At 72.1% G+C, this 20,369-nt stretch carries 1 protein-coding gene; it reads left to right on the plus strand.

The genetic code is table 11. The features are described 5' to 3' along the window. A partial coding sequence (locus ACH4TL_RS20490; RefSeq protein ID WP_398425296.1) for a type I polyketide synthase occupies positions 1–20,364 on the plus strand: 20,364 nt, incomplete at its 5' end. Between the last annotated feature and the right edge of the window lie 5 nt (positions 20,365–20,369).

Consider the following 20,369-nt stretch of genomic DNA (forward strand, 5'->3'; position numbering starts at 1 on the left):
GGTGCTCGGGTGACGGTTGCCGCTTGTGACGTGGCGGACCGGGACGCGCTCGCGGAGCTGCTGGCGTCGTTGCCGGAGGAGCTGCCGCTGACCGGCGTCGTGCATGCCGCCGGTGTGTTGGACGACGGTGTTGTGGACGCCCTGGACGCCGAGCGCCTGGAGCGGGTGCTGCGCGCCAAGGCCGCCTCGGCGCAGAACCTCGATGAGCTGACGCGTGAGCTGGATCTGTCGGCGTTTGTGCTGTTCTCGTCGATCAGTGGTTCGGTGGGTGCGGCCGGGCAGGGCAACTACGCGGCGGCCAATGCGTATCTGGATGCGTTGGCTGAGCGTCGGCGTGCCGATGGTCTGCCTGCCACGTCGATTGCGTGGGGTCCGTGGGCCGAGGGCGGTATGGCCGCGGATGAGGCGCTGGAGCGGCGGATGCGCCGTGATGGGGTGCCGCCGATGGCGCCCGAGTCTGCGCTCGCCGCGCTGCAACAGGCGTTGGACCTCGATGACGTCGCCGTGACGGTCGCGGACATCGACTGGGAGAGCTTCGCCCGCACGCTGACCGTCGTGCGGCCGAGCCCGCTGATCGCCGATCTCCCGGAGGTCGGGACGCGTGGCGCGACCGGCGCCGGGACCGGACAGGTCGGCACCGACTCCGCCTCGCCTCTCGGCGAGCGCCTGAGCGGCCTCCCGAGGGCTGAGCAGGACCGCGAGCTGCTGGAGTTGGTGCGTGCGCAGGTCGCGTCGGTGCTGGGGCATGGTGGGGCCGAGGCGGTGGAGGCCGGGCGTGCCTTCAAGGAGCTGGGCTTCGATTCGCTCACCGCGGTGGAGCTGCGTAACCGGCTGAATGCGGCGACTGGTCTGCGGCTGTCCGCCACGCTCGTCTACGACTACCCGAACGCGGTTGTCCTGGCCGACCATCTGCGTGCCGAGCTGCTGGGTTCGGACGTGGCGGTGGCCGGTGGTGTGGTGGCGCCGACGGTTGCGCTGGCCGACGATCCGATCGCGATTGTGGCGATGAGCTGCCGTTTCCCGGGTGGGGTGCGCTCGCCCGAGGAGCTGTGGCAGCTGCTGTCGACGGGCGGGGATGCGATCGCGGAGTTCCCGTCCGACCGTGGCTGGGATCTGGCGGGGCTGTACGACCCGGACCCGGAGCATCAGGGGACGTCGTACACGCGTGAGGGCGGCTTCCTTTACGACGCTGCGGACTTCGACCCCGGCTTCTTCGGGATTTCGCCGCGTGAGGCGATGGCGATGGATCCGCAGCAGCGGCTGCTGCTGGAGACGTCGTGGGAGGCGTTCGAGCGGGCGGGCATCGATCCGGCCACGGTGCGTGGTCAGCAGGTCGGTGTCTTCGCCGGGACCAACGGTCAGGACTACCTGTCGCTGCTCGAGCGGGCGCCCGAGGGGCTTGAGGGCCATTGGGGGACCGGCAACGCGGCGAGCGTGGTGTCGGGCCGGATCTCGTACACCTTCGGTCTTGAGGGCCCGGCGGTGACGGTGGACACTGCGTGTTCGTCGTCGCTGGTGGCCCTGCACATGGCGGTGCAGGCGCTGCGGAGCGGTGAGTGCTCGATGGCGCTCGCGGGCGGCGTCACGGTGATGTCCACGCCGGAGGCGTTCGTGGACTTCAGCCGTCAGCGCGGGCTGGCGGCGGACGGTCGGATCAAGGCGTTCGCGGCCGGTGCCGATGGCACCGGCTGGGGCGAGGGCGCGGGCATGCTGCTGGTGGAGCGGCTGTCGGACGCGGAGAAGAACGGCCACCCGGTGTTGGCGGTCGTGCGGGGTAGCGCGATCAATCAGGATGGTGCGTCGAATGGTCTGACGGCGCCGAACGGTCCGTCGCAGCAGCGGGTGATCCGTAAGGCGCTGGCCGGTGCGGGTCTGTCGGCCGCCGAGGTCGACGCGGTCGAGGCGCATGGCACGGGGACGACGCTGGGTGACCCGATCGAGGCGCAGGCGCTGCTGGCCACGTACGGCCAGGGCCGCGACGCCGATCGGCCCCTGCTGCTCGGTTCCATCAAGTCCAACATCGGTCACACGCAGGCGGCTGCTGGTGTCGCGGGCATCATCAAGATGGTGCTGGCGATGCGCCACGGCGTGCTGCCGCAGACGCTGCACGTGGATGAGCCGTCGCCGCATGTGGACTGGTCGGCGGGTGCGGTGTCGCTGCTGACGGACAACGTGGAGTGGCCGGAGACCGGCCGTCTGCGCCGCGCCGGTATCTCCTCGTTCGGCATCAGCGGGACCAACGCGCACACCATCATCGAGCAGGCCCCGGCCCCGGCCCTTTCGGCCGCCCCGGCCGAGACGCCCGAGTCGCGTGAGCTGGCCGCGCTGCCGTGGCTGTTGTCGGCGAAGGACGGACAGGCTCTGCGCGCCCAGGCCGTTCAGCTGGCCGCCCATGTCCGGGCCCACCCCGAACTGACCGCGACCGACCTTGCGTTCTCGCTTGCCACCAGCCGTGCCACGCTGGAACAGGGCGCGGCGTTCGTCACCACTGCCCGCGAGTCGTTCCTCGAGGGCCTGGACGCGCTGGCCCTGGGCGAGTCCGTCCCGGGCCTGGTCGAGGGTTCGGTGGCCGGTGGCAAGGTGGCGTTCCTGTTCACGGGGCAGGGGAGTCAGCGGCTGGGTATGGGGCGTGAGTTGTATGGCGCCTTCCCGGTGTTCGCGGATGCGTTGGATGAGGTGTGTGCGCATCTGGATCTGTATCTGGAGCGGCCGCTGCGGGATGTGCTGTTCGGGGATGACGCGGCTGTCCTGGATCGGACCGGGTTCACTCAGCCTGCGCTGTTCGCGGTCGAGGTGGCGTTGTTCCGGTTGGTCGAGGCGTGGGGTGTGACGCCGGACTTCCTGTCGGGTCATTCGATCGGTGAGTTGGCTGCCGCGCATGTGGCGGGTGTGTTGTCGCTGGCGGATGCGGCGAAGCTGGTGGCCGCGCGTGGGCGTCTGATGCAGGAGCTTCCGGCCGGTGGCGCGATGGTCGCGGTGCAGGCGTCGGAGGACGAGGTGCTGCCGCTGCTCACCGAGCGGGTGAGCATCGCCGCCGTGAATGGCCCGGCGTCGGTGGTCATCGCGGGTGATGAGGATGCGGCGCTGGAGATCGCGGCGTCGTTCGAGGCGCAGGGGCGCAAGGTCAAGCGGCTCACCGTGAGCCACGCGTTCCACTCGCCGCGCATGGACGGGATGCTGGACGCGTTCCGCGAGGTGGCGCAGGAACTGTCGTACGAGGCGCCGCGTATCCCGATCGTCTCCAACCTGACCGGTGAGCTGGTCTCCACGGAGGAGATCACGACTGCGGACTTCTGGGTGCGGCATGTCCGCGAAGCCGTCCGCTTCCTCGACGGCGTCCGTACGCTTGAAGCGCAGGGCGCCACCACCTTCGTCGAGCTCGGCCCCGACGGTGTGCTGTCGGCGATGGCTCAGGAGTGTGTGACCGGCGAGGACGCCGGGTTCGTGGCCGCGCTGCGCAAGGGGCGGGTGGAGGCTGAGTCCGTAACGGCTGCCCTTGCCCTGCTGCATGTCCGGGGCCGGTCCCCGGAGTGGGCCGCGTACTTCGAGGGCACCGGCGCGCGGCGGGTGGAGCTGCCGACGTATGCCTTCCAGCGCACGCGGTACTGGCTGGACGTGTCGGCGGCCGGTGCCGTGTCCGACGCCACGGTGCCCGACGCGATGGACGCCCACTTCTGGGAGGCCGTCGAGCGCGAGGATCTGGAATCGCTCGCCGCGACGCTGGGTCTCGGTGCCGAGGACAATGGCGCGCTGGAAGCCCTGTTGCCCTCGATGTCGTCGTGGCGGCGGAGGCAGTCGGAGCTTTCGACGGTGGACGGCTGGCGTTACCGGGTGTCGTGGAAGCCGGTCACCGACCGTTCCACGGCTTCCCTGAGCGGCCGTTGGCTCGTGGTGATACCGGCCGAGGCGGCCGAGTCCGCCTGGGTTGCCGGTGTCGTCGGGATGCTGAACGACCGTGGTGTCGATGTGGCGCAGGTCGTGCTGGCTGCCGATGAGGACCGTGGCGCGGTGGCGGCGCGGCTGACTTCGGCTGTTGGTGACGAGGCTGTGGCCGGTGTGGTGTCCTTGGTGGCCCTCGCCGAGGGGGACGCGCTGCTGACCACGGCGGCGCTGACGCAGGCGTTGGGTGATGCGGGTGTCGGTGCGCCGTTGTGGGTGGCCACGCGGGGCGCGGTGGCCGTGGGCCGTTCGGACGGCGCGGTCAGCCCGGATCAGGCGCAGCTGTGGGGCCTGGGCCGGGTGGCGGCGCTGGAACTGCCCGAGCGCTGGGGCGGTCTGGTCGACCTTCCCGCCGCGGCCGATGACCGTGCGCAGGCGCGGCTGGCGGAGGTGCTGGCCGGGGTTGGCGGTGAGGACCAGGTAGCGGTCCGTGCGTCGGGCGTTTTCGGACGCCGACTGGTTCAGGCATCCGCATCCGCGTCCTCCTCCGACGGGTCCTGGACACCGGGTGCCGGTACGACGCTGGTGACGGGTGGTACGGGTGCGCTGGGCGCGCGGGTGGCGCGTTGGCTGGTGGCGAACGGCGCCGGGCACGTGGTGCTGACCAGCCGTCGTGGGCTGGATGCTCCGGGTGCGGTGGAGCTGCGGGATGAGCTGGCGGCGTCGGGTGCTCGGGTGACGGTCGCCGCGTGTGATGTGGCCGACCGGGACGCGTTGGCGGAGCTGCTGGCGTCGGTGCCGGAGGAGCTGCCGCTAAACGGTGTGTTCCACACGGCCGGTGTGCTCGATGACGGTGTACTGGACTCGCTCTCGCCCGAGCGGTTCGCTTCGGTGCTGCGGGCGAAGGCTGACGCCGCGCTCCACTTGGACGAGCTGACGCGTGAGCTGGATCTGTCGGCGTTCGTGCTGTTCTCGTCGATCAGTGGTTCGGTGGGTGCGGCCGGTCAGGGCAACTACGCGGCGGCCAACGCCTATCTGGACGCGCTGGCCGAGCGGCGTCGCTCGGAGGGTCTGCCTGCCACGTCGATCGCGTGGGGTCCGTGGGCCGAGGGCGGTATGGCCGCGGATGAGGCGCTGGAGCGGCGGATGCGCCGTGATGGGGTGCCGCCGATGGCGCCCGAGTCGGCGCTTGCCGCGATGCAGCGGGCGCTGGACCTCGATGAGGTCGCCGTGACGGTCGCGAACATCGACTGGGACCGGTTCCTCGGCGGGTTCGCCGCCGTGCGGCCGAGCGTGCTGTTCGGCGAACTGCCTGCGGCGCGTCCGGTGTCGGACGGCGCGGGTGCGCCGCGTACGGTCGCCACCGCCGGGACCGGGACGTTGGCCGAGCAGCTGTCCGGTCTGACGGAGACCGAGCGCGTGCAGACGCTGCTGGAGTTGGTGCGTGCGCAGGTCGCGTCGGTGCTGGGACACGGCGGGGCCGAGGCGGTCGAGGGCGGGCGTGCCTTCAAGGAGCTGGGCTTCGATTCGCTCACCGCGGTGGAGCTGCGTAACCGGCTGAACGCGGCGACCGGGCTGAAGCTGTCCGCCACGCTCGTCTACGACTACCCGAACGCGGCCGTCCTGGCCGACCACCTGCGTGCCGAGCTGCTGGGTTCGGACGTGGCGGTGGCCGGTGGTGTGGTGGCGCCGACGGTTGCGGTGGCCGACGATCCGATCGCGATTGTGGCGATGAGCTGCCGTTTCCCGGGTGGGGTGCGTTCGCCCGAGGAGCTGTGGCAGCTGCTGTCGGCGGGTGGGGACGCGATTGCGGAGTTCCCGTCCGACCGTGGCTGGGACCTGGACCGGGTGTACGACCCGGACCCGGAGCATCAGGGGACCACGTACACGCGTGAGGGCGGTTTCCTCTACGACGTGGCCGACTTCGACGCGTCGTTCTTCGGGATTTCGCCGCGTGAGGCCCTTGCGATGGATCCGCAGCAGCGGCTGCTGCTGGAGACCTCGTGGGAGGCGTTCGAGCGGGCGGGCATCGACCCGGCCACGGTGCGTGGTCAGCAGGTCGGTGTCTTCGCCGGGACCAACGGACAGGACTACCTGTCGCTGCTCGAGCGGGCGCCCGAGGGACTTGAGGGCCATTGGGGCACGGGTAACGCGGCGAGTGTGGTGTCGGGCCGGGTGGCCTACACCTTCGGGCTCGAAGGCCCGGCCGTCACCGTGGACACTGCGTGTTCGTCGTCGCTGGTCGCGCTGCACATGGCCGTGCAGGCGCTGCGGAGTGGTGAGTGCTCGATGGCGCTCGCCGGTGGTGTCACCGTGATGTCCACTCCCGACAACTTCATCGACTTCAGCCGTCAGCGCGGGCTGGCGGCGGACGGCCGGATCAAGGCCTTCGCGGCCGGGGCTGATGGCACGGGCTGGGGCGAAGGCGTCGGCATGCTGCTCGTGGAGCGGCTGTCGGACGCGCGCCGCAACGGCCACCCCGTCCTTGCCACCGTGCGCGGCTCGGCGATCAACCAGGACGGTGCGTCGAATGGTCTGACGGCGCCGAACGGTCCGTCGCAGCAGCGCGTCATCCGGCAGGCGCTGAGCAGCGCCGGGCTGACGACCGGCGATGTGGATGTCGTCGAGGCGCACGGTACGGGTACGACGCTCGGTGACCCGATCGAGGCCCAGGCGCTGCTGGCCACGTACGGACGCGACCGGGGCGCGGAACAGCCGCTGTGGCTGGGGTCCATCAAGTCGAACATCGGTCACACGCAGGCCGCCGCCGGTGTGGCGGGCATCATCAAGATGGTGATGGCGATGCGGCACGGTGTGCTGCCGCGGACGTTGCATGTGGATGAGCCGTCGCCGCACGTGGATTGGTCGGCGGGCGCGGTGTCGCTGCTGACGGAGCGGGTGGAGTGGCCTGAGACGGGCCGCTTGCGCCGCGCCGGTATCTCCTCGTTCGGCATCAGCGGCACCAACGCGCACACCATCATCGAACAGGCCCCGGCGAGCGACGAACCGACCGAGACGCCTGAAGGAAACGGGCTCGGCGGGCTCCTGCCGTTCGTGCTGTCGGCCAAGAGCGCCGAGGCGCTGCGGGAGCAGGCCGCGCGGCTGCGCACTCACATCGAGGCGCGGCCGGAGTTGGCGCCGCTGGATGTCGCTCATGCCTTGGCTGTGGGTCGGGCTGCTCTGGAGCGGCGTGCGGTGGTCACCGCTGGTGACCGGGATGAGCTGCTGCGGACGCTTGGCGCTCTGGCAGCGGGCGAGTCCGCGTCGGGTGCGGTCGAGGGGACGGTCGCCGAGGGCAAGGTGGCGTTCCTGTTCACGGGGCAGGGCAGCCAGCGGCTGGGGATGGGGCGTGAGCTGTACGACGCCTATCCGGTGTTCGCCGATGCCCTGGACGCGGTGTGTGCGCATCTGGATCTGCACCTTGAGCGGCCGCTGCGGGATGTGCTGTTCGGCGACGATGCCGCCGTACTGGACCAGACCGGGTTCACCCAGCCCGCGCTGTTCGCCGTCGAGGTGGCGCTGTTCCGGCTGGTCGAGGCGTGGGGTCTGCGGCCCGATTTCCTCTCCGGGCACTCCATCGGTGAGTTGGCTGCCGCGCATGTGGCGGGTGTGCTGTCGCTCGCGGACGCGGCGAAGCTGGTGGCGGCCCGTGGCCGCTTGATGCAGGAGCTTCCGGCCGGTGGCGCGATGGTCGCGGTGCAGGCGTCGGAGGACGAGGTGGCGCCGCTGCTCACCGACCGGGTGAGCATTGCCGCCCTCAACGGGCCCATGTCCGTGGTCATCGCCGGTGACGAGGACGCGGTGCTGGAGATCGCCGCCTCGTTCGAGGCGCAGGGCCGTAAGATCAAGCGTCTCACCGTGAGCCACGCGTTCCACTCGCCGCGCATGGACGGGATGCTGGAGGCGTTCCGCGAGGTGGCGCAGGAGCTGTCGTACGAGGCTCCGCGCATCCCGATCGTCTCCAACCTGACCGGCGAAGTGGTGTCCGCCGAGGAGATCGCGACCGCCGACTTCTGGGTGCGCCACGTCCGCGAGGCGGTGCGGTTCCTGGACGGCGTACGAACGTTGGAAGCGCAGGGCGTAACGACGTTCGTCGAGCTGGGACCCGACGGTGTGCTCTCCGCGATGGCGCAGGAGTGCGTGACCGGTGAGGACACCGACGCCGCGTTCGCCGCCGCGCTGCGGAAGGATCGCCCTGAGGCTGAGGCGCTGTTGTCGGCTGTCGCGCGGGCGCATGTGCGTGGCGTGACGCCGGACTGGACGGCTGTCTTCGCAGGGGCCGGTGCGCGGCGCGTGGAGCTGCCGACGTATGCCTTCCAGCGCACGCGGTACTGGCCCAGCGCCGCCGCCCTCGCGGTGGGTGACCTGGAGTCGGTCGGGCTGGGTGACATCGAGCATCCGCTGCTGGGTGCCGCGGTCGCGCTCGCGGATGGCGATGGCTATCTGTTCACGGGAGTGCTTTCCCCCCGTACGCATCCTTGGCTGGCGGATCACGAGGTCATGGACACCGTGCTGCTGCCCGGTACGGCCTTTGTGGAGTTGGCGTGTGCTGCGGGTGCGCAGGTGGGTTGTGAGCGGTTGGACGAACTGACCCTGGAGGCCCCGCTCGTGCTCCCGGAGCACACCGGGGTGCGGGTGCAGCTCGTGGTGGAGGGGCCGGACGAGTCCGGTCGCCGTGCGTTCAGCCTGCACTCGCGTCGGCAGGACGCGCTCGGGACGGAGCCGTGGACGCGGCACGCCGCCGGTGTGCTCGTGGTCGGTGTCCGGGGCGCTGAGCTGGACGACCTTGGTGTGTGGCCGCCGCAGGGTGCCACGCCGGTCGCGGTCGACGGGGTGTACGAGGAGCTGGCCGGGGCGGGCCTCGGCTATGGGCCGGTGTTCCAGGGGCTCAGGGGTGCCTGGCGGCTCGGCGAGGACCTGTACGCCGAGGTCGGCTTCCCTGAGGATGCGGTGACGTCGGGCGCTGAAGCCGAGCGGTTCGGGTTGCACCCGGCGCTGCTGGACGCGGCGCTGCATGCCATCGGCGCTGAGGGCTTCGACCGCGATGCGGCGTCGGCGGAGGGTGCGCTGCTGCCGTTCGCGTGGAGCGGTGTGCAGTTGCACGCGGCCGGAGCCGGTGCGCTGCGGGTACGGCTGTCCGAGCAGTCGTCCAATGTGGTCTCGCTGCTGGTGGCCGACGGTACGGGGCGCGCGGTGGCCACGGTCGACTCCGTGGTGCTGCGCCCGGCCTCGGCCAACCAGGTGCGTGCGGCGCGTGGTGGGCTGCACGAATCGCTGTTCCGGCTGGAGTGGTCGGCCGTTCCGGCGCCCGCGACGGGTGCGGTGACGGGTGAGTGGGCGGTCCTCGGTGCGGACGCCGGGCAACTGGCCGCGCTGGACGACGCGTTCGGGAACGGGATCCGACTCGCCGGGTACGGTGATCTGGCGGCGCTCGGTACGGCGGTGGACGCCGGGGCGGCGGTGCCGGACACGGTGCTGCTGCTCGGTCTCGGTGACGGCGGCGACGCGTCGGCCGTGCACGAGGCCACGCAGGCCATGCTCTCCTCGCTTCAGTCGTGGCTGACCGACGAGCGGTTTGCCGGGGCGCGGCTGGTGTTGCTGACGCGCGGCGCGGTGGAGACCGTGCCGGGTGCGGGTGTGGCGGATCTGTCGCAGGCCGCTGTGCGTGGTCTGTTCCGTTCCGCGCAGTCGGAGAATCCCGGCCGTCTGGTGCTGCTGGACGTGGACGAGGGTTCGTACGGTTCGGTGCCCGCGGCGCTGGGCGTGGACGAGGAGGAGCTGACGCTGCGCGGGGGCGTGGTGCTCGCGCCGCGGTTGGCCCGGGTGCCGAACGCCGATGACGCTGACACCGCTCCGTCCTTCGACGAGCACGGCACGGTGCTGGTCACCGGCGCCTCCGGAACGCTGGGTGGCCTCTTCGCCCGCCATCTGGTCTCGGCTCATGGTGTGCGGCAGCTGCTGCTGGTGAGCCGTCGGGGCGCCGACGCCGACGGAGCTGACGAGCTGGCTGCCGATCTGACGGCGGCCGGTGCGACCGTGACGTGGGCGGCGTGTGATGTGGCTGACCGGGAGGCGTTGGCCGAGACACTGGCGGCCATTCCGGCTGAGCATCCGCTGACCGGTGTGGTGCATACGGCGGGTGTGCTGGACGATGGCATTCTTGGGTCGCTGACGCCTGAGCGGGTGGCGGGGGTGTTGCGTCCGAAGGTGGATGCGGCGCTGAACCTGCATGAGCTGACCCAGGATCGTGACCTGTCGGCGTTCGTGCTGTTCTCGGGTGCGGCGGCGGTGTTCGGCGCGCCGGGGCAGGCGAGCTATGCCGCGGCCAACTCGTTCCTGGAGGCGCTGGCGCAGCGGCGTGTGGCGCAGGGCCTTCCGGCCACCGCTCTGGCCTGGGGTCTGTGGGCCGGTGCGGGCATGGGCAGCACGCTGGACGAGGTCGACCTGCGGCGTATCGCGCGCGGTGGGATCGCCCCGATCGCTGCCGACGAGGGGCTTGCGTTGTTCGACGCGGCGCGTGCCGACGGCACGGCGGTGCTGTTCCCGATGCGACTCGACTACGCGGGCCTGCGCACCGAAGCGACGGCGACCGGTGTCGTCCCGCCCTTGTTCCGTGGTCTGGTGCGGGCTCCGGTCCGGCGGACCACTGCCGGGGCCGTCACGGCCACCGACGGTTCCTCGCTCGCCCAGCGTCTCGCCGGGCTCACGCGGACCGAACAGGATCGTGAGCTACTGGAGTTGGTGTGCGGGCGGGCCGCCGCGGTGCTGGGTTACGCGGGTCCGGAGGCGGTGGAGCCCGGCCGGGCGTTCAGGGAGCTGGGCTTCGACTCGCTCACCGCGGTCGAGCTGCGCAACGACCTGAAGACGGTCACCGGGCTGAGGCTTCCGGCCACGCTCGTCTTCGACTACCCGACCCCGACCGCCCTGGCCGGGTATCTGCGTGAGGAGCTGGTGGGTGCCGAGGAGGCCCTGGCGCCTCTCGTGCCCACGCGGGTGGAGACAAGCCCGGCGGTGGCGGACGATCCGATCGTCATCGTCGGGATGAGCTGCCGCTTCCCCGGTGGGGTGCGCACTCCTGAGGACCTGTGGCAGCTGGTCGCCACGGGCGGCGACGGCATCTCCGGCTTCCCGGTGGACCGTGGCTGGGACCTGGACGGCCTGTACCACCCGGACCCCGACCACGCGGGGACGTCGTACACGCGTGAGGGTGGCTTCCTGCACGACGCGGGGGACTTCGACCCGGCGTTCTTCGGGATCTCGCCGCGCGAGGCGATGGCGATGGACCCGCAGCAGCGACTGCTGCTGGAGACCTCGTGGGAGGCGTTCGAGCACGCGGGTATCGACCCGTCGACCGCGCGCGGCAGCAAGACCGGTGTCTTCGCGGGCGTCATCTATCACGACTACCTCTCCGGGACGGGCGAGATTCCCGATGGTGTCGAGGGCTACATCGGCACCGGCAACGCGGGCAGTGTCGCTTCCGGTCGGGTGGCGTACACCTTCGGCCTGGAGGGTCCGGCGGTCACGATCGACACCGCCTGCTCGTCGTCGCTGGTGGCGCTGCACTGGGCGATCCAGGCGCTGCGCTCTGGCGAGTGCACGATGGCGCTGGCCGGTGGTGCGGTGGTGATGGCCACGCCCGAGACGTTCGTGGACTTCAGCCGTCAGCGGGGCCTGGCCACCGATGGCCGGTGCAAGTCGTTCGCGGCCTCGGCGGACGGTACGGGCTGGAGCGAAGGCGCGGGCATGCTGCTCGTGGAGCGGCTGTCGGACGCGCGCCGTAACGGCCATCCGGTGCTGGCGGTCGTGCGTGGCTCGGCGATCAACCAGGACGGTGCGTCGAATGGTCTGACGGCGCCGAATGGTCCGTCGCAGCAGCGGGTGATCCGGCAGGCGCTGAGCAGTGCCGGGCTGACGACCGGCGATGTGGATGTCGTCGAGGCGCACGGTACGGGTACGACGCTCGGTGACCCGATCGAGGCGCATGCGCTGCTGGCCACGTACGGACGCGATCGGGACGCGGACCAGCCGCTGTGGCTGGGGTCCATCAAGTCCAACATCGGTCACACGCAGGCTGCTGCTGGTGTCGCGGGCATCATCAAGATGGTGATGGCGATGCGGCACGGTGTGCTGCCGCAGACGCTGCATGTGGATGCGCCGTCGCCGAACGTGGACTGGGCGGATGGCGCGGTCTCGCTGCTGACGGAGAGCGTGGAGTGGCCGGAGACCGGCCGTCCGCGTCGCGCTGGTATCTCCTCGTTCGGCATCAGCGGGACCAACGCGCACACCATCATCGAGCAGCCGCCGGTTCTGGAGGACTCCGGGGCCGGGGCGGGGCGGCCGTCCGTCGTGCCGCCGGTGCTGCCGTGGCCGTTGTCGGCTGTGGGGCAGGAGGCGCTGGGTGAGCAGGCCCGGCGTCTGCTCGACCGGCTGCGTTCCACCGATGGGGATGTGGATCTGGCCGGGATCGGTTACACGCTGGCGGCTGGGCGTACCGCGTTCGAGGACCGTGCGGTGCTGGTGGCCGATGGCCGTGAGGGCTTCCTGCGGGGGCTGGAGGCGTTGGCCTCCGGTGAACCGGCCGCGGGCGTGGTGCAGGGCTCGCCGGTGGCGGGCAAGGTGGCGTTCCTGTTCACGGGGCAGGGCAGCCAGCGGCTGGGGATGGGGCGTGAGCTGTACGACGCGTACCCGGTGTTCGCCGATGCGCTGGACGCGGTCTGCGAGGCGCTGGACGCGCATCTCGAACGGCCGCTGCGGGACGTCCTGTTCGGGGATGACTCCGGGGCGCTGGATCGGACCGGGTTCACCCAGCCCGCCCTGTTCGCGGTCGAGGTGGCGCTGTTCCGGTTGGTCGAGGCGTGGGGTGTGACGCCGGACTTCCTCTCCGGGCATTCCATCGGTGAGCTGGCCGCCGCGCATGTGGCGGGTGTGCTCTCGCTGACGGATGCGGCGAAGCTGGTGGCGGCCCGTGGGCGGTTGATGCAGGAGCTTCCGGCCGGTGGCGCGATGGTCGCGGTGCAGGCGTCGGAGGACGAGGTGCTGCCGCTGCTCACCGAGCGGGTCTCGATTGCCGCGCTCAACGGACCGACGTCCGTGGTCATCGCGGGTGATGAGGACGCGGCGCTGGAGATCGCGGCGGGCTTCGAGGCGCAGGGTCGTAAGACCAAGCGGCTCACTGTCAGCCACGCGTTCCACTCGCCGCGCATGGACGGGATGCTGGACGCGTTCCGCGAGGTGGCCGAGGAGCTGTCGTACGAGGCGCCGCGTATTCCGATCGTGTCCAACCTGACCGGTGGCGTGGTATCCGCTGAGGAGATCACCAGCGCCGACTTCTGGGTGCGCCACGTCCGCGAAGCGGTCCGTTTCCTGGATGGTGTGCGGATGCTGGAAGCGCAGGGCGTGACGACGTTCGTCGAGTTGGGGCCCGACGGGGTGCTCACCGCCATGGCGCAGGAGTGTGTGACCGGCGAGGACGCCGGGTTCGTGGCCGCGCTGCGCAAGGGGCGGGCGGAGGCCGAGTCGGTCACGGCTGCCCTTGCCGCGTTGCATGTCCGGGGCGTGGCCCTGGACTGGGAGGCGTTCTACGCCGGGGCCGGTGCGCGGCGCGTGGAGCTGCCGACGTACGCCTTCCAGCGCCGTCGCTACTGGCTCGACCTGTCGAAGGCCACCGCCACCGCCGATGGCACGGTGCTGAACACGGTGGACGCCCGCTTCTGGGAGGCCGTCGAGCGCGAGGATCTGGAATCGCTCGCTGCGACGCTGGGTCTCGGTGCCGAGGACAATGAAGCGCTGGAAGCCCTGCTGCCCTCGATGTCGTCGTGGCGGCGGAGGCAGTCGGAGCTTTCGACGGTGGACGGCTGGCGTTACCGGGTGTCGTGGAAGCCGGTCACCGACCGTTCCACCGCGTCCCTGAGCGGCCGTTGGCTCGTGGTGATACCGGCTGAGGCGGCCGAGTCCGCGTGGGTCGCCGGTGTCGTCGGGATGCTGAACGACCGTGGTGTCGATGTGGCGCAGGTCGTGCTGGCTGCCGATGAGGACCGTGGCGCGGTGGCGGCGCGGCTGACTTCGGCTGTTGGTGACGAGGCTGTGGCCGGTGTGGTCTCCTTGCTGGCCCTCGCCGAGGGGGACGCGTTGCTGACCACGGCGGCGCTGACGCAGGCGTTGGGTGATGCGGGTGTCGGTGCGCCGTTGTGGGTGGCCACGCGGGGCGCGGTGGCTGTGGGCCGTTCGGACGGCGCGGTCAGCCCGGATCAGGCGCAGCTGTGGGGCCTGGGCCGGGCGGCGGCGCTGGAGCTGCCCGGGCGCTGGGGCGGTCTGGTCGACCTTCCCGCCGCGGCCGACGACCGTGCGCAGGCGCGGCTGGCGGAGGTGCTGGCCGGGGTCGGCGGTGAGGACCAGGTAGCGGTGCGTGCGTCGGGCGTTTTCGGACGCCGACTGGTTCAGGCATCCGCATCCGCGTCCTCCTCCGACGGGTCCTGGACACCGGGTGACGGTACGACCCTGGTCACGGGCGGTACGGGTGCGCTGGGCGCGCGGGTGGCCCGTTGGCTGGTGGCGAACGGCGCCGGGCACGTGGTGCTGACCAGCCGTCGTGGGCTGGATGCTCCGGGTGCGGTGGAGCTGCGGGATGAGCTGGCGGCATCGGGTGCCCGGGTGACGGTTGCCGCGTGTGACGTGGCCGACCGGGACGCGCTGGCGGAGCTGCTGGCGTCGCTGCCGGAGGAACTGCCGCTAAACGGTGTGTTCCACACGGCCGGTGTGCTCGACGACGGCGTACTCGACGCGCTCACCCCCGAGCGCTTCACGAAGGTCCTGCGGGCGAAGGTGACCGCGGCGGCGCATCTCGATGAGCTGACGCGTGACCTGAACCTGTCGGCGTTCGTGCTGTTCTCCTCGATCAGTGGCACGTTCGGCGCCGCCGGTCAGGGCAACTACGCCGCGGCCAACGCCTCCCTGGACGCGCTGGCCGAGCGTCGGCGCGCCCAGGGTTTGCCCGCCACGTCGATCGCCTGGGGCCCGTGGGCCGAGGGCGGTATGGCCGCGGACAAGGGCCTGGAGCAGCGGTTGCGCCGTGGCGGTCTGCCGCCGATGGACGCCGAGGTGGCGATCGCCGCCCTCCAGCGGGCGCTGGACCTGGACGATGCGGCGGTGGCCGTCGCGGACATCGACTGGGCCCGGTTCGCGCCGGAGTTCACCGCCGTACGGCCGAGCCGCCTCATCGTGGACTTCGCGGAATCGGCGGACGTGGCGCAGGCCCAGCAGGACACCGGTGGCGCGTCTGCCGAAGGCGGGCTCGCCGCGCGGCTGGCCGGGCTGGGTGCGGACGAGCGGGACCGGCTGCTGCTGGATCTGGTGCGTACGCAGGTGGCCGCGGTGCTGGGGCATGACGGTTCGGAGTCGATCGGGGTCGAGCGGGCCTTCAGTGAGCTGGGCTTCGACTCGCTCACGGCGGTCGAGCTGCGGAACCGGATGAACGCGGCGACGGGTGTTCAGCTGCCCGCGACGCTGGTCTTCGACTACCCGACGGCATCCGCCCTGGCGGGCTATCTGCGCAGCGAACTGGTCGGTGAGGAAACCGCCGTCGACACCTCGGGCCCGGTGCCCGTGTCGGTGGCGACCGACGACGATCCGATCGCGATCGTGGCGATGAGCTGCCGTTTCCCGGGTGGGGTGCGTTCGCCCGAGGAGCTGTGGCAGCTGTTGTCGGCGGGCGGCGACGCGATCGCGGAGTTCCCGTCCGACCGTGGCTGGGACCTGGACGCGCTCTACGACCTGGACCCCGACAAGCGGGGCACCTTCTACGCACGCGAGGGAGGATTCCTCTACGACGCGGGCCACTTCGACGCGGGCTTCTTCGGGATCTCGCCGCGTGAGGCGATGGCGATGGACCCGCAGCAGCGGCTGCTGCTGGAGACCTCGTGGGAGGCGTTCGAGCGGGCGGGCATCGACCCGGCCACGCTGCGCGGCACCTCGGCCGGTGTCTTCGTCGGCTCCAACGGGCAGGACTACCTGGCCTCGCTGGACACGGTCCCCGAGGATGTCGAGGGCTACCTCGCCACCGGCAACGCCGCCAGCGTGGTCTCCGGCCGCCTCGCGTACACCTTCGGCCTGGAGGGTCCGGCGGTCACCGTCGACACGGCCTGCTCCGCCTCGCTGGTGGCGCTGCACTGGGCGATCCAGGCGCTGCGCCAGGGCGAGTGCTCGATCGCGCTCGCGGGCGGTGTGACGGTCATGTCGAGCCCCGGTGCGTTCATCGAGTTCAGCCGTCAGCGCGGACTGGCCCCCGACGGCCGGTGCAAGGCGTTCGCGGGGGGCGCGGACGGCACCGGCTGGGGCGAGGGCGTCGGCATGCTGCTGGTCGAGCGGCTGTCCGACGCGCGCCGCAACGGCCATCCGGTCCTCGCGCTCGTCCGCGGCTCCGCCATCAACCAGGACGGCGCGTCGAACGGTCTGACGGCGCCGAACGGCCCGTCGCAGCAGCGCGTCATCCGGCAGGCGCTGGCCGGTGCGGGCCTGTCGGCCGCGGACGTGGACGCGGTCGAGGCCCACGGCACCGGCACCCGGCTCGGTGACCCGATCGAGGCGCAGGCGCTGCTGGCCACCTACGGTCAGGAGCGGGACCCGGAGCGGCCGCTGTGGCTGGGCTCCATCAAGTCCAACATCGGCCACACGCAGGCCGCCGCCGGTGTGGCGGGCATCATCAAGATGGTTCTCGCCATGCGGCACGGTGTGCTGCCGAGCACCCTGCACGTGGACGAGCCGTCGCCGCACGTCGACTGGTCGGCGGGCGACATCGAGCTGCTGACCGAGGCCCGGGCCTGGCCGGAGACCGGCCGTCCGCGCCGCGCGGGCGTGTCCTCGTTCGGCTTCAGCGGCACCAACGCCCATACGGTCCTGGAGCAGGCCCCGGAGCCGACCGCGCCCGCCGAGCAGGCCGAGAAGCGCCCGCTCGTCCGGCCCGATGTGGTGGCCTGGCCGCTGTCGGCCAAGGGCGAGGACGCGTTGCGGGCCCAGGCCGAGCGGTTGCGCGCCCACATCGAGGCCGACACCGGGCTCCACACCGTGGACGTGGCGTACTCCCTGGCCACCACCAGGTCCACCCTGGAACACCGTGCGGTGGTCCTCGGCCAGGACCGGGACCGGCTGCTCGCGGGCCTCGGCGCGCTCGCGCGGGGCGAGTCCGCCGCGCAGCTGATCCGGGGCGTGCCCACGGAAGGCCGTACGGCCGTGCTCTTCACCGGGCAGGGCAGCCAGCGGCTCGGCATGGGCCGTGAGCTGTACGGGGCGAGCCCCGTCTTCGCCGAGGCGCTGGACGCGGTCTGCGCCGAGCTGGACCGGCACCTCGAACGGCCGCTGTACGACGTACTGTTCGGCGACGAGAAGGAGCCGCTGGACCAGACCGGCTTCACCCAGCCCGCGCTGTTCGCCGTCGAGGTCGCGCTGTTCCGGCTGACCGAGGCCGCCGGGCTGCGGCCCGACGTCCTGGCCGGGCACTCCATCGGCGAGCTGGCCGCCGCGCATGTGGCGGGTGTGCTCTCGCTCGCGGACGCCGCCACGCTGGTGGCCGCGCGCGGTCGGCTGATGCAGGAACTGCCGTCCGGTGGCGCGATGATCGCGCTACAGGCGGCGGAGGACGAGGTCGAGCCGCTGCTGACCGAGGGCGTGAGCATCGCCGCTGTGAACGGCCCGACGTCGGTGGTCATCGCGGGCGACGAGGACGCGGCGGTGGAGATCGCGGCGGGCTTCGAGGCGCGGGGTCGGAAGACCAAGCGGCTCAGCGTCAGCCACGCGTTCCACTCCCCGCACATGGACGGGATGCTCGCCGAGTTCCGCAAGGTCGCCGAGGGGCTGGCCTACGGCGCGCCGCGCATCCCGATCGTCTCCACCGTCACCGGACAGCTGGTGGCCGACGAGCTGGGCATGGCCGCCGACTACTGGGTGCGCCACGTCCGCCACGCCGTCCGCTTCCTCGACGGAGTGCGCGCGCTGGAGGCCCAGGGCGTCACCACGTACGTCGAACTCGGCCCGGACGGGGTGCTGTCCGGCATGGCGCAGGACTGCGTCACCGACGAGGGCCCGCACGATGTGGCCTTCGTGTCCGTGCTGCGCGGCGGGCGGGCCGAGGCGGAGACGCTGACCGCCGCTCTCGCCACCCTGCACGTCCGGGGCGCGGCCCTGGACTGGGAGGAGCTGTTCGCGGGTACCGGCGCACACCGCGTCGAACTGCCCACGTACCCGTTCCAGCGGCGGCGCTACTGGCTCGACGGCGCCGCGCGGCACACGCCCGACCAGGCGGCCACGGCCATCGACACGGCCGACGCCCGGTTCTGGGAGGCAGTGGAGAGCGACGACCTCGCCTCGCTGGCGGACGCGGTCGGCATCGACGTGGACCAGCCGCTGAGCGCGCTGCTCCCGGAGCTGTCGGAGTGGCGTCGTCGCGAACGTGAGCAGTCCGCGCTCGACGGCTGGCGCTACCGCGTCACATGGAAGCCGCTGGAGGAGCCGCGGCTCGCCGCCGTCCCCGGCGTCTGGCTGGTCGTCGAACCGGCCGGGTCCGCCGACCGGGCCGACACCGTGCGCCGGATCGTCGACGCGCTGGCCGACCGGGGCGCCGACATCCGGCGCGTCACCCCGGCCGACGCCGGTGACCTCGACCGGGCGGCCCTGGCCGACCGGATCCGCCGGGCCACGGCCGATGAGCAGGTGTCCGGGGTGCTGTCGCTGCTCGCGCTGGAGTCGCGTCCGCACCCCGACCACCCCGCCGTGCCCACCGGGCTGCTGCGCACCGGAGTGCTGGTGCAGGCGCTCGGGGACGCGGGCCTGGACGCCCCGCTGTGGTGCGCCACCACCGGCGCCGTCGCCACCGCCGCCTCGGAGCCGCTGGGCAGCGCCGCACAGGCGCAGATCTGGGGCCTGGGCCGGGTGGTCGCGCTGGAGCACCCGGAGCGCTGGGGTGGTCTGATCGACCTGCCGGCGACGCTCGACGAACGGGCCGCCGACCGTCTGGCGGGCGTGCTCGGCGGACACGGCGACGACCACGAGGACCAGTTGGCGCTCCGTACGGCCGGAGTCCTGGCCCGCCGCCTCGCCCACGCCGAACGCGCTCCGGCCACCGGAGCGCCGTGGCGGCCCCGGGGCACGGTCCTGGTCACCGGCGGCACCGGTGCGCTGGGCGCCCATGTGGCGCGCTGGCTGGCGGACCACGGCGCCGACCACCTCGTACTGGCCGGACGCCGTGGGCAGCGGGCACCCGGCGCCGACCAGCTCGCGGCCGAACTGACCGCGAAGGGCGCCGAGGTGACCGTCGCCGCATGCGATGTGACCGACCGGGACGCCGTCGCCGGGCTGCTGGCCCGGATCCGCGACGAACACCCGCACCACCCGCTCACCGCGGTCGTGCACACGGCGGGTGCGGGGCAGCTCGCACCGCTCGCGGAGACCACCCCGGCGGACGTCGCCGACGTGGTCGCCGCGAAGGTCGCGGGCGCGGCCCATCTGGACGCGCTGCTCGGCGAAACCGAGCTGGACGCGTTCGTGCTGTTCTCCTCGATCGCCGGGGTGTGGGGCAGCGGCGGCCAGGGCGCGTACGCGGCGGGCAACGCGTTCCTCGACGCGCTGGCCGAGCAGCGCCGCGCCAGGGGCGCCGCCGCCACCTCCGTGGCCTGGGGCCCGTGGGCGGACGGCGGACTCGTCGCCGACGACGAGGCGGCCGGGCAACTGCGCCGCCTCGGGCTGCCGGTGATGGCCCCGCGTTCCGCCATCGCCGCCCTCCAGCAGGCGCTGGACCGGAACGACACCGCCGTCACCGTCGCCGACGTCGACTGGGACCGCTTCGCCACCACCTTCACGGTGGCCCGTCCCCGTCCGCTGATCGCCGATCTGCCCGAGGTCGTCCGCGCCCTCGCGGCGGACCGGGCCGAGAGCGCGGGCGAAGGGACGACGGCCGAGGCACCGGCGGAGTCCCTGCGGCAGCGGCTCGCGGGGCTCACCGGGCCCGAGGCCGACCGCGTCCTGCTCGACCTCGTCCGTACGGAGGTCGCCGCCGTCCTCGGACACGACGACACCACGGCCGTCGAGGCGGGCCGGGCGTTCAAGGAGCTGGGCTTCGACTCGCTCACCGCCGTCGAACTCCGCAACCGGCTGGGCGCGGCGACCGGGCTGAAGCTCACCGCCACCCTGGTCTTCGACCATCCGACACCCGCCGTGCTCGCCGGTGCCCTGCGTGCCGAACTCCTCGACGAGGACACCACACCGCAACTCCCGGTCCTCGCCGAGATCGACAAGCTGGAATTCGCCCTCTCGGGCGTCTCAGACGACACGACGGAACGGGACCGGATCACGGCCCGGCTGGAAGCGCTGCTGCGGACATGGAACGAGACCGGGAGCGCCACGGTGGGCGACGGCACCGACGAGGACGGAAGTGACCTGGACTCCGCCTCCGCCGAAGACATCTTCGACATCATCAACAGCGAATTCGGAAGGTCCTGACGTGA

The organism is Streptomyces sp. NPDC021115 (genome assembly GCF_044333065.1).
Taxonomy (GTDB): Bacteria; Actinomycetota; Actinomycetes; order Streptomycetales; family Streptomycetaceae; genus Streptomyces.